A 15,656-nucleotide genomic window follows, 5' to 3' on the forward strand; every position below is an offset into this window, starting at 1 on the left:
AAAGGGCATAGACCCTAAACTTTTCTCGGACTCCCGTAAAGAGTTCATCTCATATTTTATTGTGACAAAGTCATGTTGCGTCGATCCGGCTGTCAGGAGGGGTGATTTGCTAATTTATGCATGCCTTATGTCTGCTCCAAGGAGGCATCCGAGTGTTCGCTCCCCGAAAGACCGTCCGGGCGTTGGTGGTGGCGGCGACCGCCGCCGCGATGCTGATGTCCACGGTCTCGGCCCAGGCCGCCGACATTCCCCCACCCGGTGAGATCGTCACCAGCCCCAACGTGACGCACGTGGGCACCCTGCCCAAGCTCCCCGGTCTTGAGGCCACCACCAACAGTGACATCGCCTTCCAGGGCGACTACGCCTACGTCGGCAACTACGGCGGTTTCTCGATCTACGACATCAGGAACCCGAGGCGCGCCAAGCTCGTCAGCGGCGTCCTGTGCCCGGGCTCCCAGATGGACGTGTCGGTCCACGGCGACCTGCTGTTCGCCGCGGTCGACAACTCCCGCAGCGACGACTCCTGCAACAGCGTCGGCCAGCCGGCCAGCGTCAAGGAGTCGTGGGAAGGGGTTCGGATCTTCGACATCAGTGACAAGAAGAACCCCAAGTACATCAAGTCGGTCGAGACCAACTGCGGTTCCCACACCCTGACACTCGTTCCCGGCAAGTCCAGGGACCGGCGTAACGTCTACCTCTACGTCTCCTCCTACAACCCGAACGCCACGTTCCCCGACTGCCTGCCCCCGCACGACAAGATCTCGGTCATCAAGGTGCCGCTGCGCAACCCGACCGCCGCGGCCGTGGTCAAGACGCCGGTCATCTTCCCCGACGGCGGCAACGAGACGCAGCCGGGCCTGCTGCTGCCGACCAGCGGCTGCCACGACATCACCGTCTACGCGGAGAAGGACATCGCGGCCGGAGCCTGCATGGGTGACGGCGTCCTGTTCGACATCTCCGACCGGGAGAACCCGGTGATCACCGCGCGGGTCACCGACCCGAACTTCGCCTTCTGGCACTCGGCGACGTTCAACAACAAGGGCACCAAGGTCGTCTTCACCGACGAGCTCGGCGGCGGCGGCCAGGCCACCTGCAACGAGGTGATCGGCCCGAACCGCGGCGCCAACGCCTACTACGACATCGTCCGCGGCAAGCTGGTCTTCAAGAGCTACTTCAAGATCGCCCGTCACCAGGCCGACACCGAGAACTGCGTCGCGCACAACGGCTCGCTGATCCCGGTCAAGGGCAAGGACATCATGGTCCAGGCCTGGTACCAGGGCGGCGTCTCCTTCGTGGACTTCACCGACTCCACCCAGCCGAAGGAGTTCGGCTTCTTCGAGCGCGGCCCCGAGCCCGACGGCGGAGGCGGCGGCATCTGGTCCGCGTACTACTACAACGGCTACATCTACGCCAGCGACTTCCGCAGGGGACTGGACGTCCTCAAGATCGACGACCGTCTCACCGACCCGGCCAAGGGCGTCCGCCTGGACCGGCTGAACGTGCAGACCCAGTCCTCCTACGGCGGCCACGGTCACTGACGCGCGGTCGCCCGCGAGGGCGAGCGGCACCGATGAGACACCCGTAGCGGGTTCGCGGGTCTCATGAGGAGAGGGACGGCGGGTCTCCCGCCGTCCCTCTTCGCGTTCCCGCGCCGCCGTCGACGTCACGCCCGTACGGCAGCGCGCCGGCGGGGGTCCGAGAAAAGCCCAAGGGAGATCCGGGGGAGATCCGGGGGGAAATCCGAGGGAAATCCGAGGAAAGAGGTCAGGCGGGAGGGACGAATCCGCCGGGCGTGAGGCCGCCGGGCTCCCGCGTGGAGGGCCCGGCTGCGGGCGGCGGGGGTGCCGGGTGGGGCGGGTTCGCCGGGGGAGGCAACGGGATCCGCGGCTGCGGCGGCCGGTGGTCGGGCCGGTGAGGCCCGGGCACCGACCCGGGAGGCGCGTACGGCCCACCACCGGCGTACGACCCGTTTCCGTCCCCTGAGGGCGCGTACGGCGGGGGTGGCGCGGCCGGGTAGGGCTGGAGCGACGGCGGGTGAGCCTGGTGGGGCATGGGCGGGGGCGGGGGCGCGCCGTGACCGGACCACCGCTGCCGGTCGTGCCACTGCTCACCGGACCGCTGACCGGCCCACTGCTCACCGGACCGCTGCCGGTCGTGCCACTGCTGGGACAGACGCGCCTGCTCGCGGCGGCGGCGCTCGGCCAGCACGGCGGTCAGGTAGGCGAACGGCGGCACGCCGGGCGGGGCGGGCGGGGACACGAAGGCCGACATCTCGGTGGCGATGCGCACGCCCATCTCGTGCTGGACGGCGGGGGTCAGGTCGTGCCAGCGCATGAGGTACTGTCTCGCGGTGGCCGCGACCTGCTCGGGCAGCCGTGACAGCTCCAGCGTCGCCGCCCACGATGCGAGCGGCGGCGGCATGTCCAGCGGCGGCCCGTACTGCCGCGGGACGCGTTCGGAGATCACCATGGTGCCGGAGAAGACGTCGCCGAGCCGCTTGCCCTTCTCCGAGATCAGCGAGCTGATCAGCGCGGGGGCGCCGCTGAGCATCCAGAACTCCAGGACCCCCGCCAGCCCGCGGAACAGGGCCTGCCGGAACCGCTCGGGGCCGCCGTCGTCGCTGACGACCCGGAGCCCCAACGCGAGCTTGCCCAGGCTGCGCCCGCGCGTGAGCGTCTCGAAGGCCACCGGGTAGCCGACGACCACGAGCACGGTGAGCACGATGTAGACCATCGTCGTCAGTGCCGAATCGTTCAGGAACCCCAGGCTGCCGACCAGCAGGGAGGCGCCGAACAGCGTCACGACCTGGAGCGTCAAGTCGATCAGCAGCGCCGCGGCCCTGCTCGGAAGCTGGGCGATACGGACCTCGACGACGACGGCCTCGCCGGTTACGACATCGGACACAATCAGCACCCTACCTTCGACTGGATAGGCTGCCCGCGTGGACATCGACGCCTTCGTCACCGCGCACCGGCCCGCCTGGGACCGTCTCGAGGACCTGGTCCGGCGGCGCGGCTCGCTGGACGGCGCCGAGGTCGACGAGCTGGTCGACCTCTACCAGCGGGTCGCCACGCACCTCTCCCTCGTCCGCTCGGCCTCCGCCGACCCGATCCTGGTGGGCCGCCTGTCGGCGCTCGTCGCCCGCGCCCGCTCCGCCGTGACCGGGGCGCACACCCCGGCCTGGCGGGAGTTCGTCCGCTTCTTCACGGTCTCCTTCCCGGTGGTCGCCTACCGGGCCCGCTGGTGGTGGCTGGCCACGAGCGTCGCGTTCCTGCTGGTCTCCACGGTCGTCGCCGTCTGGGTGGGGCAGAACCCCGATGTCCAGGGAGCGATCGCCACCCCCAAGGAGATCACCCAGCTCGTCGAACACGACTTCGCCGACTACTACTCGGAGAACCCGGCGACCTCCTTCGCCGGGCAGGTCTGGGTCAACAACGCCTGGGTCTCGATGCAGGTCATCATCATGTCGATCTTTCTGGGCCTGCCGATCCCCTACGTCCTGTGGGAGAACGCGTTCAACGTGGCCGTCTCCGCCGGGCTGATGGCCTCGCGCGGCAAGCTCGACATCTTCTTCGGACTGATCACCCCGCACGGCCTGCTGGAGCTCACCGCGGTGTTCCTCGCCGCGGCCGTCGGTATGCGCCTCGGCTGGACGGTCGTCGACCCCGGCCCGCGCAGGCGTGCCGAGGCCCTGGCCGAGCAGGGCAGGGCCGTGATGAGCGTGGCCCTCGGCCTGGTCGTGGTGCTGCTCATCTCGGGGCTCATCGAGGGCCTGGTCACGCCCTCGGGGCTGCCGACCTGGGCGCGGATCGGCATCGGGGTGGTCGCGGAGGCGGCCTTCCTCGCCTACGTGATCTTCTTCGGCCGCCGGGCCGCGGCCGCGGGCGAGAGCGGCGACGTGGAGCGCGCCCCCGACCTGGCCCCCAGCGCCGGTTGAGCGCCCCACCTCGAAGCCGCCGGCCGTCTTCAGCGCCAGGCGGCGCGCAGGCGGTTGTTCGCGCCCGGCGCCCGGTTGAGCGCCACGCGGCTCGGAGCCGCCCGGCCGTCTTCAGCGCCAGGCGGCGCACAATCGCCTGTTCGCGCCCGGCGCCCGGTTGAGCGCCACGCGGCTCGGAGCCGCCCGGCCGTCTTCAGCGCCAGGCGGCGCGCAGGCGGTTGTTCGCGCCCGGCGCCCGGTTGAGCGCCACGCGGCTCAGAGCCGCCCGGCCGCCTTCAGCGCCAGGTAGGCGTCGGCCAGGGCCGGGGCGATCTGCTCGGGGGCGGTGTCCACGACCTCCACGCCCTGGCGGCGCAGCAGGGCGGTGATCCTGCGCCGCCCCGCGCTCAGGTGCTCGGCCGCCGCCGCGCCGTAGACCAGCTCGGAGGTGCCGCGCCCGGCGGCCATCTCGGCCACCTGCGGGTCGGAGACGGCGGCCAGGAGCACCAGGTGCCGCGAGGAGAGGCGGGGCAGGACCGGCAGAAGGCCCTCCTCCAGTGCCGCCGGGTTGAGATCGGTCAGCACGACGACCAGGCAGCGCCGCCTGGCCCGCGCCATGACGGCCGCGACCATCCCCGCGGAGTCGGCCTCGACCAGCTCGGCCTCGATCGGGGCCATGGCGTTGACCAGCGACGACATCAGCTCCGTACGGCCGGTGCCGGACACCCAGGCGCGCACCCCCCGGTCGTGGGCCATGAAGTCGACCCGGTCGCCCGCGCGGGAGGCCAGGGCGGCCAGCAGCAGCGCCGCGTCCATCGACCAGTCCAGGCGGGGCCAGCCGGGCACGACCCGCGACCGCTCGCGCCCGGCGCCCCCCGGCACCTCGCCGGCCAGCGGGATCGGGGCGGTGCCCACCCGGCCGGCCGAGGTGCGTCCGGTGTCGAGCACGATCAGCACCCGGCGGTCGCGCTCGGGCCGCCAGGTGCGGACCACGACGTCGTTGCGGCGAGCGGTGGCCCGCCAGTCGATCGAGCGGACGTCGTCACCGACCACGTACTCCCGCAGCGAGTCGAACTCGGTGCCCTGCCCCCGGATCATCGACGGGTGCCGGCCCTCCAGCTCCCTGAGTTTGGACAGCTTGGCGGGCAGGTGCTTGCGGCTGAGGAAGGGCGGCAGCACCCGGACCGACCAGGGCACCCGGTGCGAGCCCTGGCGGGCCGCGACGCCCAGCGGGCCCAGCGACCGCACCGTCACCGTGACCGCCTCGCGGTCGCCCCTGCGGGTGGGAGTGAGCGTCGTGACCAGCCGGCGGCGCTCGCCCGGGGGCACGTCCAGCGGCAGGTGCCGGGGCGTGGCACCGGCGGACGGCGGCCAGGCGTCCCTGAGCACGCCGCGCGCCCGGCGGGAGCCGGGATTCTCCACGATCAGCTCGACCGCGACCGACTCGCCGAGCCGTACCAGCCGCTCGCCCGAACGGGTGAAGCGCAGCGGGCGCACGCTCCCGGCCAGCAGCAGATCGACCACGACCAGCGCCACGATCAGCAGCGCCACCCCGGCCACGGCCGGCCCCGGCCGGGGGGCGAGCAGCACGGCCAGGGTGCCCAGCAGTGCCAGCAGCGCGGCCCGTCCCGTCAGCGCCATGGTCAGCGGGGAACGGGGACGGAGGCGAGGATGGCGTCGATGAGGCCGTCGGCGGTCGCGCCCTCCAGCTCGGCCTCGGGACGTATCTGGATCCGGTGCCGCATCGCGGGCCTGGCCAGCGCCTTGACGTCGTCGGGCGTGACGTAGGCGCGGCCGGACAGCCACGCCCAGGCCCGCGCCCCGGCCAGCAGCGCGGTGGCGCCGCGCGGGGAGACGCCGAGCTGGAGCGAGGGCGACTGGCGGGTGGCCCTGGCGATGTCCACGATGTAGCCGAGCACCTCGGGGCCCACGTGTACCTGGCCGGCCGCCGCGCGTCCCGCGGCGAGGTCGGCGGCGGTGGCCACGGCCTTGACGTACGACAGGTCGCGTGGGTCGAAGCCGAGCGCGTGCCGCTCCAGCACCGCGATCTCCTGGTCGCGGGGCGGCAGCGGGACGGTCAGCTTGAGCAGGAACCGGTCGAGCTGCGCCTCGGGCAGCTGGTAGGTGCCCTCGTACTCGACGGGGTTCTGGGTGGCGGCCACGATGAACGGGTCGGGCAGCCCGCGCGCCGACCCCTCCACGCTGACCTGGCGCTCCTCCATCGCCTCCAGCAGCGCGGCCTGCGTCTTCGGGGGCGTGCGGTTGATCTCGTCGGCGAGCAGGAGGTTGGTGAAGACCGGGCCCTCACGGAACTCGAACTCCGACGTCTTCGCGTCGTAGATCAGCGAGCCGGTGATGTCGCCCGGCATGAGGTCGGGGGTGAACTGCACCCGCTTGAAATCGAGGGAGAGCGCAGCCGCCAGCGTCCTGACGAGCAGGGTCTTGGCGACGCCGGGCACGCCCTCGAGCAGCACATGGCCCCGGCAGAGCAGCGCGATCACCAGCCCGGTGACCACGGCGTCCTGGCCGACGACCGCCTTGGAGACCTCGGCGCGCAGGGCTCCCAGCGCCTCCCTGGCGCGGTCCGCGCTCTGCGCGGCGGGCACGGCGGATGCGCCGGGCGGGGTCCTGACGACGGAGGTCGCCTCGGTGAGACCGCCGTTCCCCGGTGGTGTGGTCACGACTTTCCGACCTGCCTTTCCACGATGTCCATGTATTCGGCCAGGGCTACCAGCCCCGCCTCGTCGACCGGCGGCGGTCCGTACAGGGCGGCGCCCACGTGCGACGCCGCCTGGCCGGTCCGCTCGGCGATCGCGTTCACCAGCGCGTCGGGTCCCGTCCCCGAGGGCAGCCCGAGGCGGGGGGTGACCCGGTCGGTGAAGCCCGCCCGCAGGGCCGCGGCGGCCCGGTCGCGGGCCCGCCGCGCGCGGTAGAGCCCGGCGCGTCCCTCGACGGTCTCGGCCGCCCGCACGACGACGGGCAGCCGCTCGGCCACCACGGGGCCGAGCCTGCGGCCCCGCCATAGTGCCAGCAGCAGCACCGCGACGAGCACCTGTACCACGGCCCATTTGACCCCTTCGGGGACCAGGTCGTAGAAGCCCGCCTTGCCGCCGCCCGCGGGGGCGGCGGTCTCGGGGGCGGTCAGCCAGATCAGGGTGGGCCGCCCGCCGGCGAGGTTCATCGCCAGCGCGGCGTTGCCGTCCTCGGCGAGCCGCAGGTTGGTCATGAACTGCCCGTCGCCCGCGACGGTGACCGTCCGGCCCGCGCCGCTGTGGGAGACCAGGGTGGGCGCCCCGTCCGCGGGGTAGCAGCCGATCGACCCCGGGGGTGGGGTGAGGGCCACGCCGCCGGTGTAGGCGCTGCCCGCCCTCTCCGCGGCCGGCAGCCCGCACCGGGGCTCGCGGGAGCGCGCCCGCGCCTCCCGCATCGGGGCCACTCCCGGCGCGAGCACGTTCAGGTGGGTGCGCACGCCCGCCACCAGCAGGTCCGAGGGCAGCGCGGCGAGCCGCCCCGCCTCGTCCTCGTCGAGCGGGAAGTCCGGGCTCACCAGCAGGGTGCTGCCCGCGGGACCCGCCTGACCGGCCAGCGCCGCGGCCTCGGAGACCGAGGTGACCCGCTCGATCCGCACGCCCCGCGCCTGCAGCAGCCTGGCCAGGCCCTTGCCCCCCGACAGCGAGGTGCCGGCGGGGTCGAGGGTCCTGCCCTGCCCGCCGGAGCCGCCGAGCAGCACGCCGGTGACGGCGACGGCGACCACGAGGAGTGCCACCAGGAGGGCGCCCCTGCCGCCGCGCCAGAGGCCGGCGGCGGTCGGCGAGACGGAGGTCGTCGCGGAGTCCCGCGCGGCGGCCTGCCCGGCGGTAGGCGTGCCGGTCCGCCCGGAGGGCTCGGGGACGGCCCCGGTGGCGGCCTCGGGGACGGCCTCGGCGGCCTCAGGGGCGGTCTCGGGTGCGGTCGATCCCGGCTGTCCGGGCGCGGCGGGGTTCACGGCGCGTCCGCCCGCACGACGGGCGCCGGGCGGGCCGCGCGCAGGTGATCGTCGAGATCGCGCATGACCCCGTACGCCTCGGGCGTGCCGGGCACCTCGCCGTAGGTCACGTCGTCGAACACCCGGGCCGCGGAGGCCAGCTCGGAGGCGAGCGCGGGCAGCGCGCGGCCGGCCTCGACGGCCAGCTCACCGGCGGTACGGCCGGGTGTGTAGTCGATGATCACGCGGTCCTCCAGATCGCGGGCGACGGCCCGGAGCCGCTCGCGGACCGCCTCGGCCCACCGGCTCTCCTTCGCCAGCCGCTCGGCGGCCTCGCGGTGCTCTGCGGCGGTGAGGCGACGGTCTCCGAAGATCCCCTCCGCGCGGGAGGCGCCGCCCCCGGCGGTCCTGCGGGCGATCAGGAGCAGCGCGACGACGATCCCGATCACGATCACCAGGAGGACCGCCCGCGCCGCCACGCTGCCGACGGCGCCCAGGGACTCCTGGTCGAGCAGGTCGCCGAGGAACTGGTTGACGTTCCGCCAGAGGCGGTCGACCAGGGACTCCTTGGCGTACTCGGACCTGAGCAGCTCCTGGATCGCCTGGCGCCGCGCCTCCTCGCGCTCGACGTCGATCGGGGACGTCAGGAGTGGGACCACGGGGCTCCCCGGCCGGGGGACCCGTGCCCGGCGGGGCCCCCGGGCGTGATGGAGGGATCCCACAGGTCGTCGGCCGACGCGTGGACCCATCCCTGCCGCCGCTGCTCGATCGCCGCGGTCTGGAGCACCAGGTCGAACGCCTCGGAGCGCATCCGCCGGTCGGCGTAGAGCAGGCCGTTCACCCCCGCCTGGAAGGGATAGGTGATCATCGAGCCGAGGGTGACGCCCACGGCGATGAGGACCGCCGAGGCGATCTGCGCGCCGGTGGAGCCCCCGCCGAGGACGGCGAAGAAACTTCCGCCCAGGACGAAGGGGAAGGCGAGCACCTGGCCGACCAGGAAGGCGATGATCTGGGTGAGGATCATGATGCCGAGCGTCCGCCAGAAACCGCCCGACACCAGGTGCCAGGACCTGCGCAGGGAGTCGACGACGCCGCGCCGCTCCAGCACCGCGGCCGCCGGGGCGAGCAGCAGCCGGGTGGTGACGAAGAAGGCGTAGGCCACGTAGGCGAGCAGCGCCACCACGCCCACGATCGCCATCGCGGAGACCCCGGCCCCGGCCGCGCCGAGCGCGAGGAACAGGCCGACGATCAGGGCCATCGGGATGAGCAGGATCAGGAGGTTCACGACGACCAGCCCGAAGAGGGTGGGCACCCGGTTGCGGGTCAGCGTCCAGGCCTCGCCGGCCGTCATCTTGCCGCCGAACACCGCGCGGCCCAGGATGCGGGTCAGCACGCCGGTCAGCAGCGTCACCGCGACGAACTGGACCGCGAAGGAGAGCAGGCTGCCGCCGTACTGGGTGAGGAAACTCTCCGGGGGAGGGGTCGCGGCCGGGTTCTCCACGATCGGGGCGAGAGAGGCGAGCATGATCGCCTGCCCGACCGCCAGGGGGATCGCGCCCAGCGCGGCGGCGATCGCCGACAGGCCCAGGACGCTTTTGGGGTTGGAGCGCATCAGCTTGATCGCGCCGTCGAGGATGTCGCCCAGGCCGAGCGGGCGCAGCGGGATGATGCCGGGGCGCATCGCGGGGGGCGGCGCGCTCGCGCCGTAGGGGCCCTGCGGGTACGGCTGCTGGTACGGCGCCTGGCCGTAGGGCTGCCCGGGGTCCGGCGGAGGGCCCGGCGGGAACCCCTGGGGCGGGCCCTGGGGAGTGCCGGACGCCGGGCCGGGCGCGGTCCACGGCGATCCCGGGGCGTTTCCGTACGGCGGCGGTTGGTTGGACGCCCAGCCGGGAGGCGTGTCGGGAGCGCCGGGGGTGGAGCCGTGACCGTCTGACATATCCCAATCCTGACATGTGGACCCGCCATCCGTGGTGATCGGGCGATCACGCGAACGTTTCATCCTTCCGGAGAGCGCCGGAGATGGCGGAGGGATGGCCGAGACGCCGTGGTTTACCGCAGACTGTGACCGTGGTCCTCACCGCCCGGCGTCCGCAGTCGCCGGGGCCGGCGGCGGCCGTAGGGGGGCACCACTGCGCGTTTCACGTTGCGTGCGCCTAAAATTCGTCATTTGGACGCCCGGTCGTCGACCGGTGTCATCCAGTAGGCGGACAAGGGTAATCTTCGACGATCGAGCGGTTTATCCCAATAACTCCCGAACTGCGTAAACCGAATGAGGGGCCATGAAAGGACGCGTGCTGGTCGTCGACGACGACGCCGCTCTCGCCGAGATGCTCGGTATCGTGCTGCGCGGGGAGGGCTTCGAACCCTCCTTCGTCTCCGACGGTGACAAGGCGCTCGACGCGTTCCGCGACACCCGGCCGGACCTGGTCCTGCTCGACCTGATGCTGCCCGGCGCCGACGGGATCGACGTCTGCCGGCGCATCAGGGCCGAGTCCGGGGTGCCGATCGTCATGCTGACGGCCAAGAGCGACACCATCGACGTGGTGCTCGGGCTGGAGTCGGGTGCCGACGACTACATCGTCAAGCCCTTCAAGCCCAAGGAGCTCGTCGCCAGGGTCCGCGCCCGGCTGCGCCGCACCGACGAGCCGACGCCGGAGATCCTGCAGATCGGCGACATCACGATCGACGTCGCCGGGCACTCGGTCAAGCGGGAGGAGGAGACCATCAACCTCACCCCGCTGGAGTTCGACCTGCTGGTCGCCCTCGCCAGGAAGCCGCGCCAGGTCTTCACCCGCGAGGTCCTGCTCGAACAGGTCTGGGGCTACCGCCACGCGGCCGACACCCGCCTGGTCAACGTGCACGTCCAGCGGCTCCGCGCGAAGATCGAGAAGGATCCCGAGCACCCCGAGATCGTCGTGACGGTCCGCGGGGTCGGCTACAAGGCCGGGCCGGCCTAGCCGCCGACCTCCCCCGGACCCCGAGATGCCTCCCGCACCGAAGAAACGCCGTCGCACCCCGCGCCAGCTGCTGCGGGGTGTGCGGCGCCGCACCCGGCGCGTGGCCGGCCGGGCGCGCCGCGTCTTCTGGCGTTCGCTCCAGCTGCGCGTGGTCACCAGCACGATGGTCATCTCCATCGTGGTCGTCGGCGTGCTCGGCGTCTTCCTCATGCAGCAGATCATCAGGACCACCCTGGAGACCAGGGAGAGCGCGGCCAAGAGCGAGGCGCAGGCCGACAGGAACGCGGTGCTCGGCTATCTCAACCAGCCGGCCGCCGAGGCCGCCAAGCAGCCCGTCGAGCCGGGCCAGGCGCCGCAGGCGGCGGGGGGCAGCCCGCTCGGCCAGGCCACGGAGGCGCTCGCGCGGCGCGCGGGCTCGGCCAGCCGCTACTCGGTGATCATCCGTAACGAGGAGCTGCCCGGGGCGTTCTACGGGACCACGGACATCGACCCCCGCAGCATCCCGCCCAGGCAGCGCGAGGAGCTGTTCAAGAAGGAGGCGGGCGAGGACAGCACCTGGTACACCCCGCTGTACTACAAGGGGCAGCCCGAGCAACCGGTGCCCGGAATGATCATCGGCACCCGCCTCGACTCGTCGTACGAGATCTACCACCTGGTCCCGCTGGACAGGGAGGAGCAGACTCTCGCCTCGGTGCAGCAGATGATCATCCTCGTCGGCGCCGGGCTCGTGCTGCTGCTGGCCGCGATCTCCTCCCTGGTCACCCGGCAGGTCGTCACGCCGGTGCGGCTGGCCAGGCAGGCCGCCGAGCGGCTGGCCGCCGGGCGCCTGGACGAGCGGCTCAAGGTGCGCGGAGAGGACGACCTGGCCCGCCTGGCCACCTCCTTCAACGAGATGGCCGCCAACCTGGCATTGAAGATCCACCAGCTGGAGGAGCTCTCCCAGGTGCAGCGCCAGTTCGTCTCGGACGTCTCGCACGAGCTGCGCACCCCGCTGACCACCGTCCGGATGGCCGCCGACCTGCTCTTCGACGCCCGCGAGGACTTCGACCCGATGGCCGCAAGGTCGGCCGAGCTGATGCAGAACCAGCTCAACCGGTTCGAGGCGATGCTCGCCGACCTCCTGGAGATCAGCCGCTACGACGCGGGCGCGGCCGACCTCGACGTCGACCCGGTGGACGTCAGGGACGTGGTGCTCCGCGCCGTCGCCGACTCCGAGGCGCTGGCCGAGCGCCACTCCACCCGCTTCGACCTGCGCCTTCCCGGCGAGCCGTGCATGGCGGAGATGGACAGCCGCCGGGTCGAGCGCATCTTGCGCAACCTGCTGTTCAACGCGATCGAGCACGGCGAGGGCCGCGACGTCATCGTCTCGGTCGCCGCCGACAGGGACGCGGTGGCGGTGGCCGTACGGGATCACGGGGTGGGGTTGAAACCCGGCGAGGAGAACCTGGTCTTCGACCGGTTCTGGCGGGCCGACCCGTCCCGGGCGCGCACGATCGGCGGTACGGGCCTGGGGCTGGCCATCTCCCGCGAGGACGCCATCCTGCACGGCGGCTGGCTTCAGGCGTGGGGCTCGCACGGCGAGGGGTCGCAGTTCCGGCTCTCGCTGCCCAGGGTGGCCGGGGCGGTGCTCAGGGGCTCGCCCCTGCCGCTCGTACCCCCGGAGGTGGAGATGCGACGCACGTGGCGAGGGCACGTGACGCCGGTGCTGTCGCCGGCGGTGGCCGACGGGGGACGCGATGCGGACTAGAACCGAACGGGCGCGACGCCGGCCGGAGCCGGCGGGGGGCGCCGCGCGGCCCGGAACCCGCGAGGCGCGGTACGGGCCGGTGCCGGCAGGAGGCGCGACGCGGTCCCGGACCGGCGGGAGGCGGCACGGGCGCGGGCCGGCGCGGAACGCGGGGACCGTTCTCCTGGCGATCGCCCTGGTCTACGGGGTGACCGCCTGCTCGGTCATCCCCACCGGCGGCAAGTCCGTCGTCGCGGTGGAGAACGAGCGCAAGGGCAGCCCGCTAGGCGATCCGTACGCGCGGGTCATCGCCATGCCGCCGAAGGCCGGCTGGTCGCCCGAGGAGGTCGTCACCGGCTTTCGCGCGGCCATGGCGAGCCCCGACGACCCCGGCTTCCAGGTGGCCCGCAAATACCTCACCGGCGACTTCGCCGCCAAGTGGAACCCGCGCAGCGGCGTCACGGTCTACCGGCAGGGCGACTACGAGGAGTTCGCTCCCCTCACGGATGAGGACAAGCAGGCTCAGGTCACGCTCAAGGGCACCAAAACCGCCATCATCGACCAGGATGGTCGATACCGTCCGAGCGGTGGCCCGCTGAACCAGCCCTTCACGCTCGCCAGGGGAGCGGACGGCGAGTGGCGCATCAGCATGGCCCCCGACGGCCTCCTGCTGTCCGAGGCCGACGTCGCCCGCGGCTACCTGCCCGTGGACCTGTACTTCCTCGACTCCCAGTGGAAGGGGCTGGTGGTCGACCAGGTACGGGTGCCGATCGACCCCGGCTCCAACTTCGCCAAGACGACGGTCGAGCGGCTGCTGCGGGGACCGAGCAGCTCCCTCAAGGACGCGGTGCGCACCGCCTTCACCGACACCGAGCTCATCGACGTCACCATCGAGAACAACAGGGTCGTCGTCGACCTCACCAGGCGGGTGGACTCCGACCTGATCGACCCGATGTCGGCCCAGCTCGCCGCGACCCTCGCCGCGCTCACCAAGGGCGGCTGGGGCTTCGAGGTCAAGGTGAACGGCGAGCCGTACTATCCCGACGCGCCTCTCCGGATCGACGCCCAGGAGCAGTCGAACTTCGACCCCTGGACGACCCCCGACGCCGTCTACCCGTTCTATCTCGCCGACGGCGCGCTGCGGCTGCTGGACAAGGAGAACATCGGGCGGATCGTGCCGGGCAGGGCCGGCCAGAAGGGGGTCGGGCTCACCAACCCGGCGATCAGCGGCCAGCCCCTGCAGCAGGTGGCGGCACTCTCCGGGGGCGGAAGGAGCGTCTCCGTCGCGCCGCTCGCCGCGGGCGGCGAGTGGCGGGTGTGGGCCACGGGGGTCTCCCTCGCCCCGCCGGCCTGGGACCGCTACCACACGCTCTGGACGGTCGACCGGCCCAACGACCACACCTCGGTCATCACCCGGCACGACGGCGACAACAAGCACCAGTACCGGGTGTCCGCCCCCGACCTGGAGACGTTCCACATCGAGTCGCTCAAGGTCGCGCGGGACGGCGTGCACGTCGCGGTGGTCGTCAGGGACGGGCTGGGCGAGCAGGTCCAGGTCGGAACCGTCATCGGGGATCGGGAGAAGACCCGCATCGCCAACCTCCAGACCGTGGTCGACACCGACGGAAACCGGACGATCAAGGACATCGCCTGGAAGGACGGCAAGACCCTGTACGCGCTCACCGGCAAGTCGGAGCTGCTCGAGGCCTCGGTCACCGCCGAGCCCAAGTCCCTGCCCTTCGACTCGCGGATCGAGAGCATCACCGCCCTGGACGGCACCCTGCTCGCCGGGGCCAGGGACGAGCAGGGCGACCGGCAGGTCCTGTTCTGGAACTCCACCAAGTGGGAGCCGCTGATCAAGAACGAGACCGGGACCACCGACTTCACCGAGAACGGCCCCTCCTCCCCGGCCTTCCCCCTGGGTTGAACCTGGCGGCTTCCCCTGGGTCGAACCCGGCGGGTCGGACCCGGCGGGCTGAACTCGGCGGGTCGGACCCGGCGGGCTGAACCCGGCGGGTCGGACCTGGGCTGAACCGCCTTCGCGGGGGAGCCTTCCCTCCGTGGCCGGCACGTGGTGCGCGGCCTGGGCAGACGCGTGGTGCGCGGCCGGGGACGGTGCGCGGCCGGGGACGGTGCGCGGCCCGGGACGTGGGAGGCGGCGCCTTCGTCCCGGCGCGAGCCGCGCTCCCGGGACGCGTCGTGCCGTGAGCGGTCCGCGCCCTGGCGGTGCGCGGCCCTCGCCCTGGGTCGAGGCGTTTTCCGGGGAGGACCGCCCCGGCTCCGGGCGGGGCCGGCCGCCGCCGCCCCCGCGTGCACCGAACCCCCCTCCGGTACTCTGGGCTGGGCTTTTTGTCGGTGCCATCTGAAACCTTGGATCCGTGACGACCGCCATGCTCGACCTGATCCTGCCGCCCCGCTGCGCCGGATGCGACGCGCCGGGCGCCCTCGTCTGTCCCCGATGCGCGACGGAGCTTCACGGAGCGCCCGCCCTCCGGATGCCCGACCCCGTCCCGCCCGGCCTGCCCGAGTGCTGGTCGGCGGCCGAATACACCCCCGCCGTGCGGCGGGCGATCATCGCCTACAAGGAGCGCGGCCGCACGGCCCTCGCTCCTCCCCTGGCCGGGGCCCTCGCCCTCGCGGTCGCCACGGCGGCCGGCGAGCGGCCGGTGCTGCTGGTGCCGGTGCCCAGCGCCCGGCCGGTCCTGAGGCGCCGGGGGCACGATCCGGTGGCCAGGCTCGCGGCGCTGGCGGCCGGTTACCTCCGCGAGGCCGGCTGGCCCGCGAGCGTGGCGAGGATTCTCGCCCAGCGCCGCCACGTCGCCGACCAGGCGGGGCTGAGCTCCCTCCAGCGGGCCGCGAATCTGTCCACCGCCTTCACGGTCACGGTCGGCCGCAACGCGCCCGTGCCGCGCTCCTGGGGCGGTACGGAGGCGATTGTGCTGGTCGACGACATCGTCACCACCGGTGCGACGCTCGCGGAGGCCGCGAGGGCGATGCGCGAGGCGGGGGTGACGCCGTCCCTCGCCGCCACGGTCGCCGCGACACGCCGAAGATCCAAAACTGGTGACCGTGACGGAGGGTGATACGCCGCCC

Annotated in this window: 12 protein-coding genes; 6 read left to right on the forward strand and 6 right to left on the reverse strand. The window is 72.8% G+C overall.

Annotated elements, in window-relative coordinates; all coding sequences use genetic code 11:
- The first annotated feature begins 152 nt into the window (after positions 1-152).
- On the forward strand, positions 153-1,538 hold the full coding sequence (locus AB0F88_RS08865; protein ID WP_362679234.1) for a hypothetical protein: 1,386 nt from the start codon (positions 153-155) through the stop codon (positions 1,536-1,538).
- A gap of 226 nt (positions 1,539-1,764) precedes the next feature.
- Here AB0F88_RS08865 and AB0F88_RS08870 read toward each other — a convergent pair whose 3' ends face one another.
- Positions 1,765-2,904, reverse strand: coding sequence for an RDD family protein (locus AB0F88_RS08870; protein WP_362679237.1), 1,140 nt, complete (start codon positions 2,902-2,904; stop codon positions 1,765-1,767).
- 37 nt (positions 2,905-2,941) lie between these two features.
- Between AB0F88_RS08870 and AB0F88_RS08875 the strand changes: the two genes are divergently transcribed.
- Entirely contained in the window at positions 2,942-3,937 is a 996-nt protein-coding gene (locus AB0F88_RS08875) for a stage II sporulation protein M (RefSeq protein ID WP_362679240.1), read from the forward strand.
- Between the two features lie 255 nt (positions 3,938-4,192).
- Here AB0F88_RS08875 and AB0F88_RS08880 read toward each other — a convergent pair whose 3' ends face one another.
- The 5 genes from AB0F88_RS08880 to AB0F88_RS08900 all read right to left on the reverse strand — a co-directional run bounded on the left by AB0F88_RS08880 (position 4,193) and on the right by AB0F88_RS08900 (position 9,816).
- The gene (locus AB0F88_RS08880) at positions 4,193-5,557 is read right to left on the reverse strand and encodes a DUF58 domain-containing protein (RefSeq protein WP_362679243.1); all 1,365 of its coding nucleotides are present in this window, start codon (positions 5,555-5,557) and stop codon (positions 4,193-4,195) included.
- 2 nt (positions 5,558-5,559) lie between these two features.
- Positions 5,560-6,522 carry a MoxR family ATPase gene (locus AB0F88_RS08885; RefSeq protein WP_362680598.1) on the reverse strand — a complete coding sequence of 321 codons (963 nt, stop codon included), beginning with the start codon at positions 6,520-6,522 and terminating at the stop codon, positions 5,560-5,562.
- Positions 6,523-6,593: 71 nt separating this feature from the next.
- Positions 6,594-7,901: a DUF4350 domain-containing protein gene (locus AB0F88_RS08890; protein WP_362679246.1), complete on the reverse strand. Its 1,308-nt coding sequence runs from the start codon at positions 7,899-7,901 to the stop codon at positions 6,594-6,596.
- Positions 7,898-8,539, reverse strand: coding sequence for a DUF4129 domain-containing protein (locus AB0F88_RS08895; RefSeq protein WP_362679249.1), 642 nt, complete (start codon positions 8,537-8,539; stop codon positions 7,898-7,900). Before AB0F88_RS08895 ends, AB0F88_RS08890 begins: the two co-directional genes overlap by 4 nt.
- Positions 8,524-9,816: a hypothetical protein gene (locus tag AB0F88_RS08900; protein ID WP_362679252.1), complete on the reverse strand. Its 1,293-nt coding sequence runs from the start codon at positions 9,814-9,816 to the stop codon at positions 8,524-8,526. The genes AB0F88_RS08895 and AB0F88_RS08900 overlap by 16 nt, the downstream gene beginning before the upstream one ends.
- A 343-nt stretch (positions 9,817-10,159) precedes the next feature.
- On the opposite strand from AB0F88_RS08900, the gene mtrA reads away from it, so the two are divergent.
- The 4 genes from mtrA to AB0F88_RS08920 all read left to right on the forward strand — a co-directional run bounded on the left by mtrA (position 10,160) and on the right by AB0F88_RS08920 (position 15,646).
- Entirely contained in the window at positions 10,160-10,837 is a 678-nt protein-coding gene (mtrA, locus tag AB0F88_RS08905; protein ID WP_030907316.1) for an MtrAB system response regulator MtrA, read from the forward strand.
- Between the two features lie 25 nt (positions 10,838-10,862).
- Entirely contained in the window at positions 10,863-12,584 is a 1,722-nt protein-coding gene (gene mtrB, locus AB0F88_RS08910; protein ID WP_362679255.1) for an MtrAB system histidine kinase MtrB, read from the forward strand.
- Positions 12,585-12,663: 79 nt separating this feature from the next.
- Entirely contained in the window at positions 12,664-14,490 is a 1,827-nt protein-coding gene (locus tag AB0F88_RS08915) for an LpqB family beta-propeller domain-containing protein (protein WP_362679258.1), read from the forward strand.
- Between the two features lie 451 nt (positions 14,491-14,941).
- Positions 14,942-15,646 (forward strand): phosphoribosyltransferase family protein, encoded by a 705-nt coding sequence (locus AB0F88_RS08920; protein WP_362679261.1) that lies wholly within the window; start codon positions 14,942-14,944, stop codon positions 15,644-15,646.
- Positions 15,647-15,656 lie beyond the last annotated feature (10 nt).

This window comes from Streptosporangium sp. NPDC023963 (genome assembly GCF_040639135.1).
GTDB lineage: Bacteria > Actinomycetota > Actinomycetes > Streptosporangiales > Streptosporangiaceae > Streptosporangium.